This window comes from Hymenobacter fodinae (genome assembly GCF_004745825.1).
GTDB classification, from domain to species: domain Bacteria; phylum Bacteroidota; class Bacteroidia; order Cytophagales; family Hymenobacteraceae; genus Hymenobacter; species Hymenobacter fodinae.
Genome location: NZ_SRLA01000001.1, coordinates 1,246,090 through 1,267,833, shown reverse-complemented (window position 1 = coordinate 1,267,833; position 21,744 = coordinate 1,246,090). Strand labels below are relative to the sequence as shown.

Annotated in this window: 16 protein-coding genes; 8 read left to right on the top strand and 8 right to left on the bottom strand. The window is 55.6% G+C overall.

Going from position 1 to position 21,744, the window contains the following annotated elements:
- Nucleotides 1-24: 24 nt before the first annotated feature.
- Entirely contained in the window at nt 25-585 is a 561-nt protein-coding gene (locus tag EU556_RS05415) for a DUF4252 domain-containing protein (RefSeq protein ID WP_135431776.1), read from the top strand.
- Nucleotides 586-1,110: 525 nt separating this feature from the next.
- On the opposite strand, the gene EU556_RS26745 is transcribed toward EU556_RS05415, so the two are convergent.
- Nucleotides 1,111-2,577, bottom strand: a complete 1,467-nt coding sequence (locus EU556_RS26745; protein WP_135431774.1) for an OmpA family protein — start codon at nt 2,575-2,577, stop codon at nt 1,111-1,113.
- 586 nt (nt 2,578-3,163) lie between these two features.
- Entirely contained in the window at nt 3,164-4,459 is a 1,296-nt protein-coding gene (locus EU556_RS05405; protein ID WP_135431772.1) for an aminopeptidase P N-terminal domain-containing protein, read from the bottom strand.
- A 156-nt stretch (nt 4,460-4,615) separates the two neighbouring features.
- Between EU556_RS05405 and EU556_RS05400 the strand changes: the two genes are divergently transcribed.
- On the top strand, nt 4,616-5,659 hold the full coding sequence (locus EU556_RS05400; RefSeq protein ID WP_135431770.1) for a glycosyltransferase family 9 protein: 1,044 nt from the start codon (nt 4,616-4,618) through the stop codon (nt 5,657-5,659).
- Nucleotides 5,660-5,818: 159 nt separating this feature from the next.
- A complete protein-coding gene (locus EU556_RS05395; protein WP_135431768.1) occupies nt 5,819-7,051 on the top strand; it encodes a M16 family metallopeptidase in 1,233 nt (410 codons plus the stop codon).
- A gap of 88 nt (nt 7,052-7,139) precedes the next feature.
- Here the strand turns inward: EU556_RS05395 and EU556_RS05390 are convergent, their stop codons facing one another.
- The 4 genes from EU556_RS05390 to kaiC are packed head-to-tail and all read right to left on the bottom strand — an operon-like array spanning nt 7,140 to nt 11,257.
- Nucleotides 7,140-8,849, bottom strand: a complete 1,710-nt coding sequence (locus EU556_RS05390; protein ID WP_167855464.1) for a PAS domain-containing sensor histidine kinase — start codon at nt 8,847-8,849, stop codon at nt 7,140-7,142.
- Between the two features lies 1 nt (nt 8,850).
- A complete protein-coding gene (locus tag EU556_RS05385; protein WP_245327440.1) occupies nt 8,851-9,132 on the bottom strand; it encodes a circadian clock KaiB family protein in 282 nt (93 codons plus the stop codon).
- 52 nt (nt 9,133-9,184) lie between these two features.
- The gene (locus EU556_RS05380) at nt 9,185-9,508 is read right to left on the bottom strand and encodes a circadian clock KaiB family protein (protein ID WP_135431762.1); all 324 of its coding nucleotides are present in this window, start codon (nt 9,506-9,508) and stop codon (nt 9,185-9,187) included.
- Nucleotides 9,509-9,526: 18 nt separating this feature from the next.
- Nucleotides 9,527-11,257, bottom strand: a complete 1,731-nt coding sequence (kaiC, locus tag EU556_RS05375; protein WP_135431760.1) for a circadian clock protein KaiC — start codon at nt 11,255-11,257, stop codon at nt 9,527-9,529.
- Nucleotides 11,258-11,655: 398 nt separating this feature from the next.
- Between kaiC and EU556_RS05370 the strand changes: the two genes are divergently transcribed.
- The 5 genes from EU556_RS05370 to EU556_RS05350 all read left to right on the top strand — a co-directional run bounded on the left by EU556_RS05370 (nt 11,656) and on the right by EU556_RS05350 (nt 19,109).
- Nucleotides 11,656-12,108 carry a YDG/SRA domain-containing protein gene (locus tag EU556_RS05370; protein ID WP_135431758.1) on the top strand — a complete coding sequence of 151 codons (453 nt, stop codon included), beginning with the start codon at nt 11,656-11,658 and terminating at the stop codon, nt 12,106-12,108.
- A 46-nt stretch (nt 12,109-12,154) separates the two neighbouring features.
- A complete protein-coding gene (locus EU556_RS05365) occupies nt 12,155-12,799 on the top strand; it encodes an O-methyltransferase (RefSeq protein WP_135431756.1) in 645 nt (214 codons plus the stop codon).
- Between the two features lie 115 nt (nt 12,800-12,914).
- Entirely contained in the window at nt 12,915-15,896 is a 2,982-nt protein-coding gene (locus EU556_RS05360; protein ID WP_135431754.1) for a TonB-dependent receptor, read from the top strand.
- Between the two features lie 270 nt (nt 15,897-16,166).
- Nucleotides 16,167-18,284, top strand: coding sequence for a LysM peptidoglycan-binding domain-containing protein (locus EU556_RS05355; protein WP_135431752.1), 2,118 nt, complete (start codon nt 16,167-16,169; stop codon nt 18,282-18,284).
- Between the two features lie 117 nt (nt 18,285-18,401).
- Nucleotides 18,402-19,109 carry a LysM peptidoglycan-binding domain-containing protein gene (locus EU556_RS05350; RefSeq protein WP_135431750.1) on the top strand — a complete coding sequence of 236 codons (708 nt, stop codon included), beginning with the start codon at nt 18,402-18,404 and terminating at the stop codon, nt 19,107-19,109.
- A gap of 134 nt (nt 19,110-19,243) precedes the next feature.
- Here EU556_RS05350 and EU556_RS05345 read toward each other — a convergent pair whose 3' ends face one another.
- Nucleotides 19,244-20,443, bottom strand: a complete 1,200-nt coding sequence (locus tag EU556_RS05345; RefSeq protein ID WP_135431749.1) for a DUF4249 domain-containing protein — start codon at nt 20,441-20,443, stop codon at nt 19,244-19,246.
- Nucleotides 20,444-20,508: 65 nt separating this feature from the next.
- Nucleotides 20,509-21,729: a DUF4249 domain-containing protein gene (locus tag EU556_RS05340; protein ID WP_135431747.1), complete on the bottom strand. Its 1,221-nt coding sequence runs from the start codon at nt 21,727-21,729 to the stop codon at nt 20,509-20,511.
- Nucleotides 21,730-21,744: the final 15 nt, after the last annotated feature.

Here is a 21,744-nt window from a genome sequence, read left to right as displayed (position 1 = left end):
CACATCCTATTCCTTTGCAGTCTTATGAAACTCCGTACCCTCTCCTTCCTCACAGTGCTGGTCTTGCTCATGCTGGCTGGCTGTCGGGCCGGTGGACCGGGCCAACCCGCCCGCACCGTAGCCCAGTTCTTTAGTAAGTATGAAAACCGACCGGGCTTCAAAGCCACCGATTGGTCAGCGGGCCTGACCACTCGCTTGGTGCTAGGCCGGTTGGCCAAGCTCGGGGGCGACAACGACCTCACCCAAGCCTTAAGCTCTATCCGCAGCGCGAAGGTGCTCACGTTTGCTCCCACCACCAGCAGTGCCCGGGAGCTAGTGGCCCAGGGCCTGACCAAAGAGGTAGATGGCCTGCTAGCTAATGAGCGCTACACCCCGCTGGCCCTCGACAATACCGACCACGCCACCGTATTGCGCTACGCCACTCGCCAGCAAGGCGACCGGATAACGGAGTTTGTGGCTACCGGTAACGTGCAAGGCGCCCCCGACTCGTTCATGCTAATTTCAGTAGGCGGCAATTTCACACAGGAGCAATTCAACCAAATCAAGAAGTTCCTGCCCAGCGTAGCCGGCGAGCTTTCTCGATAATTTATTCCGTTACACCAGCTTAAAAAAGGCTGCTCCATCACTGGGGCAGCCTTTTCTGTATCTAGATATCTCCGTGAAGCAACAGTCTGTGTAACTGCCGACTCAATCAGACGGCATACGACGCATACTATCCCAACCCGGCGCTGTACTTACTCCACTACGTTTTCACTGTTCTAGGCCAGTGCCCGTGAGAAAGGTAGACCTAGTTTGGATGCTTGGTGAGCCGATACGGTATGCTTAAGAAGGTGGCTAACCTTGGTAAGAATTATATAAAATCTGCGCTGACAGAGGCCTAGAAGTGATGCTCCTGCTGTATAGGCGCAAGCAGTAAAAGTTGACTACGGCACAACATGTAGCAGGCTAGCCGATGATATAGCTAAACCACCCATATCCTCATGCGCAAAAGGGCTAAGCTCGCTGCTGTGAGAGTGGCCTAGCTGGTTCTTTGCGGTACAGACAGGATAGACAATAAAAAAAAGCGGCGCACCTTTCGGTACGCCGCTTTTTACTTGCTACTCCGGCCGATTAGGGCTGAGGAGCGTTCGGGATGAAGAATTCGAAGTGGAACTCTACCCGACGGTTTTGCGACATGTTCTTAGCAGACGTGTTAGGAGCAGCGGGCTCCGACTCACCACGACCTTCGGTTACCACGCGAGCGGGGTCAACCTGCTTGCCAGTGAAGTAGCGCTTCACCGAGCCAGCACGACGCTCCGACAGAGCTTGGTTGTACTCGTCGGTACCGCGTGAGTCAGCGTGGCCAACTACCCGGATGCTGTACTCAGGGTGATCCTTCAGAGCCTGTACCATCTTGTTGAGGGCAGGGTACGAAGTACGCTTGATCACGGTGCTGTTGGTCTCGAAGCGGATGGGCTGCTCGAGTTTCCGGATGGCCGGATCAATTTCCATGGGGCAGCCGTTGGCGTCTACACGAGCACCTTTAGGCGTATCGGGGCACTTATCAGCCGCATCTGGAACACCATCACCGTCAGCGTCAACTACCAAGGGGCAGCCGCTAGCGTCTACTTGCGTACCGGCGGGGGTGTCGGGGCACTTGTCGTCTTTGTCAGCTACGCCGTCGCCGTCAGCATCGGGGCAGCCGCGCAGAGCAGCCGTACCAGCTTGGTCGGGGCACTGGTCGTCTTTGTCAGCCACACCATCGTTGTCGCGGTCGGGGCAGCCTTGCATAGCAGCCGTACCAGCTTCGGTGGGGCACTGATCTTGGTAATCTGGAACGCCGTCCTTGTCGCCATCGAGGGGGCAACCATTTTCGTCAACGACTACGCCAGCGGGCGTGTCGGGGCATTTGTCTTTGCGGTCAGAAACACCGTCACCGTCAGTGTCTTTTGCTTTACCCAGGGCAAACGTGAGGCCCACAGTGTGCTGCAGGAAACGGTCGTCCCACTTATTGTCGTCGCGGTTGGGCTCACCATCAATGTTGGCGTTCAGCGGAATGTGCTGGCCCGTCTGCACGAACAAGCTCACGGCGTCGCCGAGGCGGAAGTTCAAGCCAGCGGCGCCAAACAGGTCGAAGTACGTCTTGTCCTGGTCGGTGCGCAGTGCTTGGTTGTTGCGGTTGATGGTACCCTCACGGCTGGTGTAGGTGAAACCAGGAGCGGCCAACAGGTAAGGACGTACGAACGACTCCTCTTTCAGCAGCTTGAATTTCAGGCCCAGGTTTACGTTTACTACGTTGGTGGCAAAGTTGCTGCCGAAGTAAGGGTTGCCCGCTGGGGCCGACTTTGCAAACTCAACGTAGTTACCGCTCAGCATCAGGTCGAGACCATCGGTGAGATAACGGTTGATGGAGATGCCAGGGCCGTACTCGTTGCTTTTCCACTTCCAATAGTCGGAGCCGAAGCTGCCTTTGTACTGGAAAGCATTACCAGTAATGCTGATGGCCGTTTTGCGGTCTGACGACTGCGCTTGAGCCCGCGGGGCAGCCGCCAGAAGCGACAGACCCAGGGCTGTTGTGGTTGCTAAAAGGTGTCTCATATGGGCGAAATTAGGTGAAGAAAATAGTACAGCCAGAATCAAGCACCGCATGCGCAGCACGACCCCGGCTAAGCTGCCTATACTTTCCCCAACGAATAAAGTTGTATCCCAAGCATTAGAAAACCTTTAATGCAGCGTCTAGCGCTAGTCTAAATCCAACTAACACAACCCATTATATTCACTATATTTATTATTTAAAGCTCGTCTTTAGAACTCAAACTAATTACACTATTCCGCGAAAAATGCTTTTGACCAGAAGCATAAAAAAAACTGGCGAAAAGGGTAACTGCTCTGGCTGTTTGCCCTATAGAACTCCCAGCATATAGGGCCAGGGCCATTTTGAGAATATAGGAGTATCATTGCTTACTGCCCCCCATGAAACGCGGCGCAGCTACCTTCTGGCTGTTCCCAAGTTGACAACTTATTCTAGGTAAGTTCCATTTCTGGATTATTTATTTACTAGTTATCCTCTGGTCAGTTCAGCTTTGCCAGCACTAACTGCCCAAAGCGTAGATTGAATCATCCTCAATTAAAAAGGGATGGCCTTGTGTTAGGCCATCCCTTTTTTTGCGGTAAACCGCACAATTTAGCGCGCCTCGCGCATCAAACGCTCAATATCAGCGGCCTCTAGCGGAATGTTCTTCATCAGGTCATCATTGCCAGTGGACGTGATGAGGATGTCATTCTCCAGACGAATACCCAGCCCTTCTTCCCGAATGTAGATTCCCGGCTCGCAGGTATACACCATGCCGGGCTCAAACACGCGGTACTTCGCTCCTACGTCGTGCACGTCGAGGCCCAGGTAGTGGCTGGTGCCGTGCATGAAGTACTTCTTGTAAAGCGGCGCGGCAGGGTCCTGGTGCTTAACGTCTTGCTCGTTAAGCAAGTCCAGCTTAATAAGCTCTTGCTCCATGGAGTGGCCTACGGCAGCATGGTAAGCCTCAATGTTGTTGCCGGCCACTAGTTGCGAGGTAGCAAACTTCATTACCCGCAGTACGGCCTCGTACACGTCGCGCTGGCGCTTGGTAAACGTACCGTTCACGGGAATTGAACGCGAGAGGTCAGCGGCGTAGTTGGCGTACTCGGCCCCGAAATCGAGCAGCAGCACGTCGCCGTCCTGGCACTCTCGGTCGTTGCTCACGTAGTGCAGAATGCAGGCGTTGGCGCCGCTGGCAATGATGCTGCCGTAGGCGGGGCCGCGGGAGGCGTTGCGCAAAAACTCGTGGAAGATTTCAGCCTCAATTTCATATTCCATCACGCCGGGCTTCACGAAACCTAACAAACGGCGGAAGGCTTTATCCGTAATGTCGGCGGCGCGGCGCATCAGCCGGATTTCCTCATCGCTCTTGATGGCCCGCAGATGGTGCAAAATGGGCGCGGCGCGGCGGTAGGTGTGCAGCGGGTAGGCCTCTCTGATCCACTTGATAAAGCGGGCGTCGCGGGTTTCTACTTCCACCACCGAGCGAATGTGCTCGTTGGCATTCAGGTACACATTCTCAGCCTCGTTCATCAGGGCTGGTAGCACCGTCTTGAAGGAGTCGAGCCACATGATGGTGCGCACGCCGGTTTGCTCGCGGGCCTGCTCCTTAGTGAGCTTGTAGCCTTCCCACACCAGAATATGCTCGCTGGTTTCCTTCAGGAACAGGATTTCGCGGTACTGGGGCAGCACGGCATCGGGGAAGATAACCAGAATGCTTTCTTCCTGATCGACGCCGGAGAGGTAGAACAGGTCGTTGTTTTGGCGGAAGGGCATCGTACCGTCGGCATTCGTCGGCATGATGTCGTTGGACTGGAAGATGGCCAGGGAGGCTGGCGGCAGCTGCTGGGTGAAGCGGCGGCGGTTCTCAATAAACAGATCAGGCGAAATAGAGCCGTAGCGCATGGGCACAGAGCGGGGTAAAGTGGCACAAACGGAAACCGCCGAAGCGGCCGGGGCAAGTTAGGCAGTTCCGCGCGGCTTTGGCGTAGTGGCCTACGCTATCTTCTGCAGTTGGCAAACGGCCGCTAGTGCGGTACCTTTGCCAATTGCCCTTGCCCTATGCCTGACTCTGCCAACCGCTCCGCTATTCTGCTCATTCAAACCGCCTTTATCGGCGACGTGATTCTGGCGACGGCGCTGCTGGAGTACTTGCACCGCACCGAGCCCGATACGCCCGTAGACTTTCTGGTGCGCAAAGGCAACGAGGGCTTGCTGAAGGGCCACCCCTACGTGCGCCACGTGCTCGTCTGGGACAAGAAGAAGGAGAAATACCGCGGCCTTTGGCACCTGCTCCAGCAAATTCGGCGCACCGGCTACGGCCGCGTAGTAACACTGCAGCGCTTCGCCAGCACGGGTTTCCTGACTGCCTTCTCGGGCGCTACAGAGCGCATCGGCTTCGATAAAAACCCCTTTGCCCGCGGTTTCACCCGCACGGCGCCGCACATCATTGGCGATGGTGTGCACGAAGTGTCGCGCAACCTGCGCTTGCTTGCTCCCGCGTACGACGGGCCAGCCATTGCGCCCCACCTCTTCCCTACTGCTCAAGACGAAGCGGCTGCCGCACCCTACGCCGCCGTAGGCCAGTATGTGTGCATTGCGCCTACCTCGGTGTGGTTTACCAAGCAGTTTCCTGAGGAGCAGTGGCTGAAGTTGCTGGCGGCCTTGCCCGCCCACTACACCGTGTACCTGTTAGGCGGCCCACCCGATGTGGAAGCCTGCGAGAAGCTGCTGCAAGCCAGCGGCCGAACGAATACGGTTAACCTAGCGGGCAAGCTTTCCCTGCTGGCTTCCGCGGCCCTTATGCGCGGGGCGGTGCTTAATTACGTTAACGACTCGGCGCCCATGCACCTGTGCTCGGCGGTAGGTGCGCCGGTTTGCGCGGTGTATTGTTCCACGGTGCCTGCTTTTGGCTTTGGCCCGCTGAGCCCCTTCTCCAGAGTGGTCATGATTGAGGAGGAACTGGCCTGCCAACCTTGCGGCCTGCACGGCTACCGCAAGTGCCCGCTAGGCCACTTCCGCTGCGCCCATGGCATCAAGACCCAACAGCTCCTAGCTGTTTTGGCTGAGCGGGAGGCGCAAGCCATACCTGAACGAAAGGTGTGAAAAACAGAAGTGGCCTAGCATGATGTGAAGGACGCTAGCCTAGGCCACTCTCACTCACCGTTACCGTACCTTTGCAACCACTCTCGGGGCTACGTGGTTATACTCGACCAGACTGGCTAACTTCCACGTCTTGGCTCTCCGTTTCTAAGATTCTACCTAATGTCTGATTACGACCTGTACGAGCTGCCCAACGGCATCCGGGTTCTGCATAAAACCGTTCCGCACACCAAAATCGCGCACTGCGGCTTCCTGCTGGATATTGGCTCTCGGGATGAGAAGCCAGCCCAGCAAGGCCTGGCTCACTTCTGGGAGCACATGGCCTTTAAGGGCACCGAAAAGCGCAAGAGCTTCCACATCCTCAACCGCCTCGAAACGGTTGGTGGTGAACTGAATGCCTACACTACTAAGGAGAAAATCTGCTTCTACGCTTCCCTGCTCAGCACCCACTTCGAGCGGGCTATGGAGCTCCTCACCGACCTCACGTTTAACTCGGTTTTTCCGGAAAAGGAAATTGAGAAAGAGCGTGGCGTAATTCTGGAGGAGATGTCGATGTACCAGGATGCTCCCGAAGACGCCATCATCGACGACTTCGACGCCGTGGTATTCGGAAACCACTCTCTAGGCCACAACATTCTGGGCACCCGCGAAAGTGTCAGCAGCTTTCAGCAGGAAGACTTCTTCAAGTTCCTGGGTGAGAATGTGCGCACCGACCGGCTGGTGTTTAGCACCGTAAGCAATCTGCCCTTCTCAGAAGTGAAGCGCCTGGCCAATAAGTATCTGGCCCCGCTGCCAGCCCAGCTCGGCGCCCGCCCTCGCATTCCATTTGGGGCGTATAACCGCGTAGAGCGCATCGAGCGTAGGCCTATCTCGCAGGCGCACTGCCTGATTGGCGGGCCGGCGTACTCGCTGGAGGATGAGCGGCGCATTCCGTTTTTCCTGCTGAACAACTTGCTCGGAGGCCCTGGCATGAACTCTCGCCTCAACCTGGCCGTGCGTGAAAAGTATGGCCTCGTGTATACTATTGATGCCAGCTACTCGCCCTACACCGATACGGGCTTGTTTGGCATCTACTTCGGCACCGAGAAGAAGCAGGTAAACCGCACTATTTCGCTGGTACAAAAGGAGCTGAAGCGCCTGCGGGAACAAGCCTTAGGCACGGCTCAGCTACACACTTCCAAAGAGCAGCTAATGGGCCAGCTGGCCATGGCCGAGGAAAGCAACGGCGGCCTTATGCAGTTGCTGGGCAAAAGCACCCTCGACCTGGGCCGCGTCGAGTCCATCAACGAAATATTCGACCGAGTGCGGCAGATTACTTCATCTGAGCTGCTGGAACTCGCCAACGAAGTGCTGCACGAAGACCAACTCAGCATCCTGCAGTACCTCCCCGAATAGGCCTACGCGGCGGGCTATTACGTGCATTTTAACAACAAGAGCCATTGCCAAGGGCAATGGCTCTTGTTGTATTTAGGGGGCCACGTGCCTATTGCAGCCGGAAGTAGGCCGTGAACGTAGAGCCCGTACCTAGCTCGCTCTCCACCTCAATGCGGCCGCCGGCATTTTCTAGTATTTTCTTGACCATATACAGGCCAATGCCGCTACCCTCTACGTGGTCGTGGAAGCGCTGGAACATGCTGAAGAGCTTGTGGCTCTTACGCACATCGAGGCCTAGGCCATTATCTTGCACCCGCAACAGTACGTAGTCGTCCATCTTGTGGCAACTGATGCTAATGCGGGCGGGTCGGTTGGGCGAGTGGTATTTGAGGGCATTACTGAGCAGGTTATACAACACCGAGCGCAGGTTTTTCTCTGAAAATCGGATAGTAGGGCACTGATCGACGTCGATTTCCAGCTCCGCCTCGGCGGCCTGCACCAACGGCACCAGATCAAGGCAAATGTCCCGGATGACGGCGCCTAGCTCAACCAGTGTTTCGGGCTGGTCGTTTTCCTTCTGCAGCTTCGTAACCTCCGTAAGGTGTTCTATGGTCCGTTTGAAGCGGTCCACGGAGTCTTGCATCATCTCCATGATGGGCTGCACCTGCCGCAGGCCAGAGCCGTCGGAGGGCAACTCTGAGAGCAGGGCGTGCAGCAGCCCTTCAATATTGTTAATGGGGGCTTTCAGGTCGTGCGAGGCAGTGTAGATAAAATTGTCGAGGTCAACGTTGGCGCGGGTTAGCTGCATGTTGTTTTCCTGCAACTGCCGTTGCGCCTGGTCTACGCGCTCCAGGGCCAGTTTTTGCTCGTGAATGTCGGTGTAGGTGCCAATCCACTGAATGATTTCCCCGTCGCTGTTACGGGAAGGCAGTGCCCGCCCCAGCATCCAGCGGTACTCGCCGTGGCGGTTCCGGATGCGGCACTCTACCTCCAGCGCTTCTTCCGTGCGCAAGGCAGTTCGCCAGCTGCTCACTGCCGTCCGAATGTCATCGGGATGAATGCACGCGAGAAGCCACTTGGCCAGCGGCAGGTTTTGCCGGGGGCCGGCGTAATCGAACCAACGGCGGTTGAGGTAGGTGTTACTCCCTTGAGGGTTGGCCGTCCAGGCAATCTGCGGAATGCCTTCCAGTATACGGCGAGCCTCGGCGGCGGCCTGCTCTACGGCCTGCCGGGCCGCCGTTTCCCATTCTAGCTCCTCAATTTTCCGGCTGATTAGGTCGTTCTGCTCCGCCACCAAGGCCTGGATATCCTGAATTTCCTGCTGCGCCGACAGGTCGGTGACGATAACGGCCAGCACGGGCGCGTCGTTGAACTGCAGCCGGTTCATGGAAACCGAGAACGGCAGGAAAGAGGTGTTGCGCGCTTGCAGGGGTAGCTCTCCCCGGCTTTTACCGGCCCAGCCCTGCTCTAGTAGCTCGTTCCAGTACGTGTGAAACGCCACCGGCACAAAGGCTGTAAACGAGCTACCCATCACCTCTTCGAGGGCATACTGCAGCCAACTTGCCAAGCAGGCATTACAGTACAGCACTGTACCATCGGGGCTAAGCAGCAGGGCCCCTTCATTCATTTGCTCGATGAGGGTCCGGTAGCCCTGGTCGGCGCCATGGAGCGTGAAAATTTGTGGGCCATCGGCGCCCTGTACGGCCAGTGCATCAACGGCCCCCGTCCGGATAGCCGAAATCAGCTCTTCGGCTTCCTCCAGTTGCCAGCGCAGCTCTTCGTTCTTGCGCAGCAGTTCAGCGTACGTTTCAGCAGACACCTCACTCATGGCTGTTATTCAGGGGCAAGTCCGGTAAACCAAGCGCTTCCATCACCCTTTTCGTCTCCGACAGGTCACCGATTAGGCGGCGCACCGGCAGGGGCTGCTTCTTAACCAAGGTGGGGGCGGCAATAATCTGCTCACGCTTCGCCAGCGCGGGCTGCTGATAGATATCGATAATAAGCAACTCGTAGCGCCCCCGCAGGTGCTGCTCACACAGTGCTTTGATGTTGCGCACCGCCCGGGTAGAGTTGGGCGTTGCCCCCGTAATATACAGATGCAATATGTATTCGATTGCTGGCTCTCCTTCTGCGTCGGCCGCGGTTTCGTGGTGGCTACTTCGCATCAACCGCCCGGATATCCAGTCCTACCAGAACCCGCTCCTGATTAGATAAGTCGCCAATAATTTTCCGAATGGGCACCGGCACCTTCCGTACCAGCGTAGGAATAGCCAGAATTTGGTCGCCGGCAGCCAGCTGCGGATGCACTAGTAGGTCAATTACCTCTAGTTGGTACCTGCCCTTCAGGTATTCCTCGCAGTACTTCTTCAGATTCGCCAACGCCGTCACCGACTTGGTGGTCTGACCTGCCACGTACAGGCGCAGCTCCCAGGTTTCTTCTTCCATTGTAGGTGCCGTGGTGGCAACGTCAGTGTTCATGCTGGTAATTAAAAAAGCCTATTGATCGGCCGAAGCGGAGGTATGCTCACCTTCAGCAGCATCGGCCGGCTGATGCTTGCCATTGCCCGAGCGCAGTCGGCTTTGCTCTTCGTGGCTGATCTGGCGAAGCTCCTCTTCCACCGATTCAAACTCGGTGCGTAGGTTGGCAATGGTGGCCTCCAGCACGAGGCGCTTGCGGGCCAGCTCCCGGTCTTTGCGTTCTAGCTCTAGGCGGGCGGCCCGAGCCTGGGCCTGTTCCTGCAACTGCTGGGTCAGGCGGCTAGCCCCGGTCACGATGCCGGTCGGACCGATTACCACATCCAGGAGCTGGATACCGTGGTTCGTAACGATAAATTCACGCACTTGGTTGGAATGCGCCATACCACGTGCCTTCAGAATGCTGATACCGCGGTTTCGCTCGCCCACGCCTTCTAGGTCGCGCACGCTTATCCAGGTATCTACCAAAGAAGAAACGCCCTCTTCTGTCATCTCCTGTCGCTCATTGCGGGCACTGAGCAGGGAGGTGAACATGGCCGTGATGTTGTTCACCTTCAGAAAGTCGATGAGGCGGGTGAGCATGCTCCGCACCTCCGAGATATTGCCTACCGTAATCAGGTTGCTGATAGGGTCAATAACAACCGCATCGGGCTTGTGCTCACTGACCTGCTTATGAATGCTTACTAGGTGCTTCTCTAGGCCATTAAGCGTTGGTCGGGAAGCTTCAATCTGCAGCTGCCCGTTCTCTATCCAGGGCGCAAGACGGATGCCAACCGAATTCATGTTGCGCACCAACTGCTGCGGCGACTCCTCGAAGGCAAAAAACAGACAGCGCCCACCTTTCTCACACACCTCATTGGCAAAGCCCGCCGCTAAGGTAGTTTTGGCGGTGCCCGCTGTGCCAGTTACCAAAATGCTGCTGCCTTTGTAAAAACCTTTCAGCCCAAACATATCGTCTAGGGCTGGCACTCCCGTTGAGACCAGTTCATTCGACACCTCATGGTTGAGGAGCAGCGAGGTTACCGGCAGCACAGAAATGCCTTCTTGCGTAATCAGGTAAGGATATTCATTGGTGCCGTGGGTGCTACCGCGGTATTTTACAATGCGCAGCCGGCGGGTAGTGATTTGGTCGATAACGCGGTTATCCAACAGAATCACGCAGTCAGAAACGTACTCCTCTAGGCCCTGCCGGGTGAGGGAGCCGTCGCCGCGCTCCGCCGTAATTACCGTAGTCACGCCTTTGTCTTTGAGCCAACGGAATAGGCGCCGAATCTCGGAGCGCAACACCGCTTGATTTGGGAAACCCGAAAACAACGACTCAATGGTATCGAGCACTACGCGCTTAGCCCCAATTGAGTCAATGGCGTAGCCGAGCCGAATGAAAAGGCCTTCCAGATCGTACTCACCAGTTTCTTCAATCTCCGAGCGGTCAATGTGCACGTGGTCGATGCGGAGCTTGCCGGCGGCTTGTAGGCCAGTCAGGTCAAAGCCCAGCGACGTAACGTTGGCGGTCAGCTCCTCGGCGGTTTCTTCGAAGGCCATGAGCACTCCCGGCTCGTCGTACTCCAAGATGCCGCGTACTAAAAACTCCACTCCCATGAGCGTTTTGCCGCACCCGGCGCTGCCACATACCAGTGTTGGCCGCCCTCTGGGTAGGCCCCCTTCCGTAATCTCATCGAGCCCATCGATTCCGGTAGGAGCTTTAGGCAATTGAGGCAGGCTGGGGTGAGAAGTGGCGTTAAAGTCTTGCATGAAATAGACGTTTTGAAGCGCTAGTTTAGAAAGCTTCACTCTGCACGACAGGAGAAGTGCAGGGTCCAGGGTTAAGCCGAAAGTAGTAGGAGAAGAAGTTACCGTTTGGCAGAGTGCTACTATGGCAAAAATTTGAGCCAAACCTCCTGAAGAGCAACTAACTAGGGATAAAACAGATAATAGAGCTCTGCCTAAACCTATATTGCTTTCATGATTTACACGATGTCATAAAAGCTAAAAGTACCGCTTTCGTTCATATTGCCTTGTGTTTAGGAGAGGCTTGCTTCCATAAACTGCCCTTAGCCCTCTCAATCCGGCTTTTAAAAGTAGCGGGTGGTTACCTGCTACTCGATCAGCACATGGCTTGCTAATTCTACCCGTACACCCTTCTTCTATCTATGTCACTTCGCGTCTTTGGCCACGTCAGCTACTACCGGCCCGGCGACATCTTCCGGAACCGACTGGAGCTGAGCCGGGCAGGCGTACACCGGCCTACGCGGGCGGGCATCAGTGGCACTCCCACCGAAGGGGCCGACTCTATTGTGCTGGCCGATCAGTACGAAGACGATGCATTCTCAGACGACGAGCTAGTATATGCCGGCCACGGTGGCCGCGACCCTAACACCGGCTACCAAGTCAGTGACCAAGAGCTTAATGCTAAAAACCAAGCGCTGGTGCAAAGCCATGCCACCGGCCAGCCCGTGCGCGTAGTGCGCAAAGTGGCCTACGAGGGCGAAAGCGTATATCGGTACGAAGGCTTATATCGGGTGGTAGGTGCTACTTTTGAGGCCGGAAAGTCTGGATTTCAGGTCTGGAAATTCCGGCTCGTTCCCCTCTCCCTTGCGGCCTAACTGCCCGTGCACCCTGGCCTAGGCCGCCGTTTTTCACCTCCGCTATATGTACCTCACCGACGAAGCCCAGGCCTACGCCGATCAGCATACTACGCCCGAAAGCGCCCTGCTTGCTCGCCTCAACCGCGAAACCCACGTGCAGCTGCTACACGCGCGGATGCTCTCGGGCCACGCCCAGGGCCGGCTGCTGAGCATGCTGAGCCACATGATACGGCCGCGGCGGGTGCTGGAGCTGGGCACATTCACGGGCTACTCGGCGCTGTGCTTGGCCGAAGGGCTGGCTGAAGAAGGCGTGCTGCATACCATTGAGCAAAACCCCGAGCTGGAAAGTCGCATCCGGCGCTACGTGAGCGAGGCAGGCCAGGAAAGCCGAATTCAGGTTCACATTGGCGACGCCCGCCACGTGCTGAGTAGCCTAGCCGAACCCTGGGACTTGGTATTTATCGATGCCGACAAAATCAACAATGACACCTACTATGAGCTGGTGCTGCCCCAAGTGCGCCCCGGTGGTTTCCTGTTGATTGATAACGTCCTGTGGGGCGACAAAGTGCTGCCCTCCTATTCCGTGAAGCCATCGGACAAGGACACCTTTGCTGTGCGCGCTTTCAATGACAAGGTGCAGGCAGATGACCGGGTAGAAAACGTGTTTCTGCCCCTGCGCGACGGGTTGTTGCTCGTTCGGAAGCGCTAGGCCGCGCCACTTTATAGCGCGCCGGCTATCTATTAATTCGGATATTTTTACGAGCGGACTAAACGCCAGCGGGTGTTTTGCGTCTATTGCGACAGTGGTTTATCATCCCTGACGTATGCCTAGACGTTTTCTACTATTTATTGCCCTGTTATGGGCGAGCTTGGGGGCAGCTCATGCCCAGTCTTCCGTGAGTGGGCGCGTTGTTGACGCCACCGACCAGTCGCCCTTAATTGGGGCCAACGTGCTGGTGCGGGGCCTGTCGGCAGATTCAGTAAAAAGCGGCGCCGCCGCCGATGCCGATGGTAGCTTCACCGTTACGGGCCTGCCCAACGGCCGCTACGAGCTCACTATTTCCTTCCTGGGCTACCAAACCCTGCGGCGTGAGCTTACACTGGCCGGTCAGCCCCTGGCCCTGGGTGCTTTGCCGTTGGCTACCGGGGGCGTGACGCTGAAAGGGGTGGAAGTGGTAGGCCAGGCGGCGGCAGCCGTGCAGAAAGGCGACACCTCGCAGTTTAATGCGGGTTCTTACAAAACCAACCCCGACGCCAACGCCCAAGACCTCATCACAAAAATGCCCGGCGTAACGGTTGACCCCACCTCGGGCAAGGTGCAAGCCCAGGGCGAGCAAGTACAGCGGGTGCTGGTAGATGGTAAAGAGTTTTTCGGCAACGACCCCGACGCCGTGCTGAAGAACATTCCGGCCGAGGTAATCGACAAGATTCAGGTGTATGACCGCGCCTCCGACCAAGCACAGTTCACCGGCTTCGACGACGGCAACCAGCAGAAAACCATCAATATTGTTACTAAGCCCCAATTCCGGAACGGGCAGTTTGGGCGCGTGCTGGCGGGCTACGGCCCCCAGGATGATCGGTACCGGGTGAGTGGTAATATCAACTCATTTAAAGGTAAGCAGCGCCTTTCCGTAGTAGCTCAGAGCAACAACGTGAATGAGCAGAACTTTGGTACCGAGGACTTGCTGGGCGTGGTGGGCGCGTCGCGGCAGGGCGGCGGGGGTGGCCAAGGTCAGCGAGGCCAGGGTGGCGGCCGCGTGGGTGGTGGAGGCGGGGGTGGCAACTTCCAGGGAGGCGGCAACAACTCCGGCGACTTTCTGGTGAACCAGCAGGGCGGCATTTCGAAAACGCACGCCATCGGCCTGAACTACTCCGACACTTGGGGCACCAAAACTGATGTACAGGGCAGTTATTTCTTTAACCTCAGTGATAACACCTCCCGCACCGACCTGCTGCGCAACTACGTGGCCCCGGCCGGCTCTGCCCGCGACCTACGCTACAACGAAAACTCCCTGACCACGAGCCGCAACATCAACAACCGCTTCAATCTGCGCCTCGACCACAAGTTTGACTCCCTGAACTCTATTTTGTGGCGTCCAAGTCTGTCGGTGCAGCGCAATACCGGTAACAACAACCTCAACGGCCGCACATATGAAGTGGCCCAGGGTGAGCAGGAACAAGGCCTGGGCGGCAACCTAAGTGACTACCGCTCGGCCTTAACGGGCATTACGGCGGGCAATCAGTTGCTATACCGCCACCGGTTTCAGAAGCGCCGCCGCACACTTTCAATAGGCCTGAATACCACGTACAATTCTAAAAACGGCGACAACAACCTGCTCTCTAGCACTTCGTCGGTTGATACTACGGGCACCACCCAGACGGCGCTGCTCAACCAGTTTTCGGAGCTGACGCAGCGGGGCTGGGCCTGGAATGGCAATGCCAATTATACCGAGCCGCTAGGCCAGTACAGCCAGTTGCAGGCCGAGTACCGGATTGCGTACACGCCTAATAACTCCGATAAGAAAACCTACAATTTCTCGCCCGGCGAGCAATCGTATACCGTTCTGAATGATACGCTGAGCAGTGTGTTCGAGAGTCGTTACCTCACCAATGCGGGCGGCCTTACCTACCGTTTTCAGAATCAGCAGCTGCAGTGGATGGTGGGAGCTACCGTGCAATACGCCCAGCTCCGCAGCGACCAGGAATACCCGCGGCCGGCCCTCACCGAGCGTAACTTCCTGAACCTGCTGCCCAACGCTATGGTGCGCTACAACTTCTCGAAGCAGCAAAACCTGCGTCTGAACTACCAGATGCGCACCAACTCACCCAACATTAGCCAGCTGCAAGAGGTAGTAAACAACGCCAACCCCCTGCAGCTCACGACCGGCAACCCTAACCTGCGCCAGGAAAACCAGCACAACCTATTTATCCGGTACTCCTCAGCAGTGCCGGAGAAGTCACGGTCTTTCTTTGCTCTCATTGGCGGCTCCTACACCGATAATTACATCACCAACAGCACAATTTATGCGGCTGGTGGCCCGGTAATAGTTGATGGTATTGTAATTCCGGCCGGTGGCCAGCTCACGCGCCCGGTCAACCTCGACCAGCAGTATAGCCTGCGCTCCTTTATGAACTACAGCCTGCCGCTGGCTTTCATTAAGTCAAACCTGAACCTGAACGCCAACGCTACCTACTCACAAACGCCGGGCCTTGTGTTCGAGCAGTTGAACTATAGCCGCACCCCCAGTGCAGGTTTGGGTGTGGTGTTAAGCAGCAATATCAGCCCCCAGCTTGATTTTACGATCTCCTCAAACACCAACCGCTCGTACGTTCGCAACAGCCTGCCCAACCAGGTAGACCGCACCTACACCCGCCAGAACACAGCCTTGCGCTTAAGCTGGATTATTGCGAAGGGCGTGACGGTACAGTCGGATGTCAGCCACCAGTTGTATAGTGGCCTAGCGGGCGGCTTCAACCAGAACTTCGTGCTTTGGAATGCCTCGGTGGGTAAAAAGCTCTTCGCCAACCAGCAGGGCGAAATCAAGCTGTACGGGTTCGACCTGCTCAAGCAGAACAATAGCCTGAGTGTGAACCCTACCTCGGCTTATCTTGAAACCACCCGCACCAACATTCTGCAGCGCTATTTCATGCTGATGTTCACCTACAACATCCGCAACTTCGGAGCGGCCGGCAACAACGCCCTGCCCGGCGAAGGTCAGCGCCCCGATGGCATGCGCCGCGGGGGCTTTGGCCCTCCCGGCGGTGCTCCCGGTGGCTTCGGTCCGCCCCCCGGCGGGGGCATGTAGGCCACTTGCTGTATACCTTGCATGCCATCGGCGTCGTTGCTGATGGCATTGCTGTTTTATGTGGGCCAGCAGAGCGGTACAGGGTGGCCTAGCATCCCAAAAAAGGCAGACGTGGCCCAAACCTGCGTACTGGGCAGAAGGAAAGTAGTATTCTACCTTTCTTTTGTACTTGCGGCCGGTGAGCAGCAGTTCACCTAAAATTTCCCCTTCTTTGTAGATAACGGGGCGTTCCTGCTCAATATAGGCCGCCCCGAATGTTGCTTGCTTTCCATGAAACGACTTGTATTCTTCCTGTGCGGCCTGCTCCCGTGGCTAGCCTCTGCGCAGTCGGTTACTGTTCCGAATACCCTGGATGTTGCTGGCTTGCACCTGCGCTTTACCCCCGCCGGCCGCTTTGCCGTTCAGCAAAAAGTAGACGCCTTGCGCCGTCATCAGGCCTCCTTTCAAGCCCGGGTGACGTTAGCCGATGCCTACTTTCCACTCATTGACCGGGTATTTCAGCAGGAAGGCTTGCCGCTGGATTTTCACTACTTGGCCTTGCAGGAAAGTGGCCTACAGGGCGACGCGCAGAGTATTCATGACGCCGTGGGCTACTGGCAGTTCAAGCGAGAGTCGGCCGTAGACTTTGGCTTGGTGATGAACGATGAGGTGGATGAGCGCAAGCATATTACGGCCTCCTCGAAAGCCGCTGCCCAATACCTGCTGCGCAACAACAAGACTTTTCACAACTGGATCAACTCGCTCCTCAGCTACAACTTAGGCCTCACCGGCACCAAGCCCTATACTCTCCCCACTGACTACGACGCCACCGGCGTTGAAATCACGGAGCAAACCAACGCCTACATCCTCACTTTTTTGGCGCACAAGCTCGCCTTTGAGCCAGCAGTAGGCCTCAATACTCACCCCCCTTTGCTGTTACAGGAGTTTCCGGCTCCGGCTGGACAACCGCTTTCGGTGCTGGCTCAAACACTGCAGCAAGACCCCAACGAGGTAGCTAAGCACAACCGCTGGCTGCTTGCTCCCACCGTCCCGACCGACCGTGTGTACACCATGTTGGTCCCAATTACCGATCCGTTGCAGCTCACGGCCCTGGCGGCTCAGCAAAAGAATGCCACCAATGGTCAGCTGCTCAATACGCCCCAGCCCGATCCTGAAAATGTAGATTTTGTGCGGGTGAATGGTCTCCGGGCTCTGATTGCGCTACCCAACGACACCAAGGAAAGCCTGGCCCAGCGTGCCCAGCTGAAGATGCGCAAGTTCATGCAGTACAACGACCTGTACGCTTTCGACAACATTGTACCTGGGCAGCCTTACTTCGTGCAGAAAAAGCGTGACAAAGCCGCCGTGGAATACCACGTAGCCCGCCCCGGCGAAAGCGTGGCAACGGTGTCACAGAAGTATGGCATCCGAGCAAAAGCCATTTGGAGCAAAAACCGCATGGCGCGTAACGAAGAGTTGCGGGCCGGCCGCGTGCTATGGTTACAGCATACTCGTCCCAAGAATGTACCCGTCGAGTATGCCGATGGCAATAACGCTACGGCTCTGGCGGCTTTTGAGCGTCCGGTTACGGCTCCTGCACCTGCTCCGGCTACGCCTCAGCCAGCTAACCGTACTCCTGAGCCCAAGCCTGTTGCCAGCCAGCCAGCTGCCCGCCCGGCAGTAGGTGAACCTCAACCGGAAGAGGAAGCTGTAACCTCCAGCACCACCGTAGTACAGCCAGACAGCGCCACGGACGAGCACACGGAGAACCTAAACGACTTGCCGCCTGCTCCGGCCAAGCCACAGGCCATACCGAATAGCTCCCCTTCCCAACCCGCCCAGACGCCCAGAAAGCCGCTTCCCGCCGCAGCACCCATCGCCGACGAGCCTCGCGACGAGGAGCCGGTAGCGCAGCCCACCCCCATCCCTTCTGCCGCTACTCCTGCCCCGGCCATGAAGCCTGCCCCCACGGCTGTTACCCCTGCTAGTGCTGCCCCTGCGGCCACCACACCGGCTGCGCCAGTTGTGCCCGTACCAACCGTGGTGCAGCCCATACCCGCGAGTGGCCTACACACCGTTGAGCCCAAAGAAAACCTATACTCAGTGGCCCGCCGCTTCTCGCTGCGCCCCGCCGACATTATTGCCTGGAACAACCTGCCCGCTGCTCCTTCTTTGCGCATTGGCCAAGTGCTGCGCCTCACGCCTCCCGCTACGGTAGCACCTACCCCAACTATGGAACCAGCCGCGCCAGAAATTATTCGGCACACGGTACAGCAAGGCGAAACGCTCTACAGCATCTCTCGGCGCTACGCCGTCACGCCCGCTCAGCTCCAGGAGTGGAACAACAAAACAGATACCGGCGTCAAAATTGGTGAAGTACTAGTGGTAAAACCCACAACCAAACCTTAACCCAATTTTCCCTGATCTAGGCCACTCCAGGTGGCCTAGATCAGGAAAGGTATTTCTTTACCTCCTCTTGTCACTCTAGAACTCGATTCTATTTTTCTTACTCTACTCACTTTACGAATGCGTTTTCTTTTTAGCGCGCAACTTATTGCGGGCTTATTGCTTGGCTCACTTTCCGCACATGCTCAAAAAGCCAAGGTTACTGACCCTCTTTCTGAGGATTCTGTGCGGGTCATGTCGGGGCTAGTACAAACAAGTGTACGCCAATTGCGAGCTATTTATTTCGAGCCCAATGATGCTCAGGCCACTCAGCTCATCGAAACCGCCTTACAGGATATTCCAGTACTCAACCAACGCCTGAGCCACTACACCGCGAGCCTCTCCCCGGAGCAGCAGCAGGCCTTAGCGAAGCGTCTCCGCCAACAGCCCTGGCAGGTTGAGTTACGCACACTTTTAAGGAGCCCACAATTCCGCAACTTCGACGCCCGTGCGGCTAAAAATCCAGCGTTGCAAACCGCTGCGGCCCGCCTTAAAGCCACTGGCATCGTTGGTAGTCCTCTCCCCTCCCCTCCCCACCTAGCGCCTTCCGTAGCCACCGTTAGCCCCGCTGCTCCTACTATGGGCCTAATGCCAACTACTTCTAAAACAGCTCCAGCCGCAAAGCCAGCACAATCGACAGCTAATCAGCACACAGTACAAAAGGGGGAGACTCTTTTCAGTATTGCGAAGCACTATGGTGTGTCCACAGCGCAGTTACAAGAGTGGAATGGCAAGTCCGATGCAGGCGTCCGAATTGGAGAAGTGCTTATTCTGGAGGCTGCTAAATAACCAAGAGCCATCATTCTACATAGAATAGCAACCTATTTGCCTGTATCAACAAAGGGGGTATTTACGAAAGCTGTCCTCTAATAGCTCTTGTATGTACCCTCTTTGCTTTTTACGCATGCTTCGTGCACCTGACCTTACTGCCAAAAACTAGGCCGTGTATCTGTTCCGCGCTTGCGACAGTCGAGACAGTCACTAGTTGAGTACACATAATATGTAGTATCGCTTCGTGGTCTTAGTTTGAACGTCTTTATCGGAATTGGTATCCCAGTACTAAAAAAGAAGGTTAATAGTTCTCTATCTCCTGTTGGGTGTAGGTCTCCAAGATGTGGAACGGTATCTGGGCTGCACATTTCATAGCCGGACAGCATGTTCCAGTTGTTGGGCAGTTGCTCGCGTCTGATGAAGATACGCTTCTCGCTCACGGACTGAGCTCCGACAAAACCGATGACCGGCTCGCTGGCATCGGCCACGTTGTGCACGTTGCCCGTGAGCTGGGTGGGCAGCGGGTCGAACAAGGTGCCGATGTTTTCTGTGTTCTTGCGCAGGGCCTCCCAGTAGCTGTACTCCTCCGCGCTCAGCGCGTACTGGCGCACCAGGATGCTGTACTTATAGCGCAGCTTCACCGAGTTCGACGGCAGCAGCGTCAAGGGCTGCTGCGAGATAACGTTCTGGCCGAGCTTCACAGTGGTGCCCAGCTTGATGGCCGTTGAGTTCTCACTGGCCCAACAGTGATAAATATCCTTAACTCTAAAAATCATCTTGCCTGGCATATTTTTGTCCGCAGCAGGCTCGAATTCTAATAAAGACGGCACCATAGATGTGAACTCCCATGTCTCATCATATGACCAACGATAATAGGGTCTTTCGCTGACTTGGTCATGGGTATTGACGTATAGCTGCAGCCCTTGAGCTTCTGTTCGCCATGATACTGAGTCAATCTCCGGTGTAGCATTCACTGGTGTGTACTCAGATGCGTATTCCTTCCCTCCTACAGTAGTAAAGTGTAAACGCACTAACTGTCCGGCAGAAATGGCAAGCGCTGCCGATTGATAAGTGCCAAGAGGACCCTCTACCAAAGGATAGCGTCCTCCGTTTTTTTGTTCAATGTAAACTTTGGCTTTGCTCTCTACTGGTGCCGTTGTCTGCTGATTTAGATTAACTGCGTGCGAGAGTTTAATCAGAGATTTACCATGACTATTAATTGCACCATCCACCACCAGATAGCCTGAGTCACTCGCCGCTATTTTTGGCTCAAACGGCTCTATGCATCCCGTAGCTACTAATAGACATATCCATAAAACAAATTGACGACTGGAAACAGGTAAAGAATTCATATAAATTATATATCAAATATCATTTTCAATAACTGAGCTTTATATCTAAAGTACACTTCTAATATCTATTGCCAAAAGCTAGGCCGCACATTCGTACCTCGCTTGCGACAATCTACACAATCAGATGTTGCATATACAACATAGAGCAGCCCGTTCGCTTTGTATGAGCTAATCGGTGTTGGCATACCTGTTTCAAAAAAAGCGAAGATTTCATCCAATGAGGGTGGCGGAAGTGCGCTAGCGGGGTCTGGTATAGTATAATGTTCGCACATTTCATAGCCAGTTACAGATCTCCATTCCCTAGGTAACTGGCTATGCGTAATAAAGATACGCTTCTCGCTCACGGACTGAGCTCCGACAAAACCGATGACCGGCTCGCTGGCATCGGCCACGTTGTGCACGTTGCCCGTGAGCTGGGTGGGCAGCGGGTCGAACAAGGTGCCGATGTTTTCTGTGTTCTTGCGCAGGGCCTCCCAGTAGCTGTACTCCTCCGCGCTCAGCGCGTACTGGCGCACCAGGATGCTGTACTTATAGCGCAGCTTCACCGAGTTCGACGGCAGCAGCGTCAACGGCTGCTGCGAAATAACGTTCTGGCCGAGCTTCACAGTGGTGCCCAGCTTGATGGCCGTTGAGTTCTCACTGGCCCAACAGTGATAAATATCATCCAACCGAAATACAAAGTTTTTATTCTTGTATTCTACAATAGAAGCTTCCATGGACGTGAACTCCCAGGTTTCATCGAAGCTCCAGCGATAATAGCGCGACTGCTTAGTATCATCGTGAGTATTTACAGCAATTTGCAAACCTTGAGCACCGGCTTCCCAGGTAATTGAGTCAACACTTGGAGTAATCTTGGCTGGGGTAAAATCAGAAGCATACTCCCGTCCATTCGCGGTAGTAAAATGCAACCGGACCTTTTGCTCTGCTGCTAGCGACAAAACCGGTGAAGTGTATGTTCCAGCTGGGCTTTCCTGTAGTAGAAAGCGGTTACCACCCTCTTGCTCCAAGTATATGCGTGCCTTAGTCTCTGCCGGAGACTTATTAATATTTGCTAATCCTGTAGTGCGGGCGAGCTTGATTACAGTAATACCATGACTGTTAATAGCCCCATCTACTACTAAATAACTACTAGGTGCATCCGCCACTTTTGGCTCAAATGACTCAATGCAACTAGTTATTACCAACGAGCTCATCAATAGAGCAACTCGCGTAAATCGAAGGATATTATTCACTTTTTTGTGTGAAAAGGCTGTAATAACCGCAGTATGCGGGGCAAATTGTAACATACATCAGCAAGTATC